Consider the following 654-nt stretch of genomic DNA (forward strand, 5'->3'; position numbering starts at 1 on the left):
GCCAGGCCCCATGTCAATTAGATAATCTGCTTCACGCATCGTTTCTTCATCATGTTCAACGACAATCAAGGTGTTACCTAAATCACGCATACGTTTCAATGATTTAATCAAGCGGTCATTGTCTCTTTGATGTAAGCCAATTGAAGGTTCATCCAAGACATACATGATGCCAGAAAGGTTTGATCCAATTTGAGTAGCTAGACGAATACGTTGCGCTTCCCCACCTGATAACGTACCTGCAGAACGGTCTAAAGTTAAGTAGTTTAAGCCCACTTCTTCTAGGAAGTTTAACCGTGAGGCAATTTCACGCATAATCGGTTGAGCAATCGTCGTATTTTGTTCAGATAAATCTAACCCCTCAAAAAATTCAATGGTATCCACAATCGCTTTATGGGTTACTTCAGCAATATCTTGTCCCCCAATTTTAACTGATAAGGCTTGACGATTTAATCGTTTACCGTGACATACAGGACACTCTAATTCGGTCATATATTGACCCATAGCTTCCCGCATAGCCTTAGATTGACTAGATTGATGACGGCGACGTACATTAGGAATCACACCCTCAAATACCCGCATTTTATCTTGAACAGATCCGAATTCATTTTGATAATAGAAATGGAATTCTTCTTCGCCAGACCCATATAAAATCAG

The 654-nt window shown here is 40.2% G+C and carries 1 pseudogene; it reads right to left on the reverse strand.

Annotated features, from left to right (window positions below):
* Positions 1-654 (reverse strand): annotated as a pseudogene (locus ACRCJ0_RS18100) (excinuclease ABC subunit UvrA); the annotation flags it as partial.

Source organism: Aerococcus sp. L_32 (assembly GCF_050689315.1).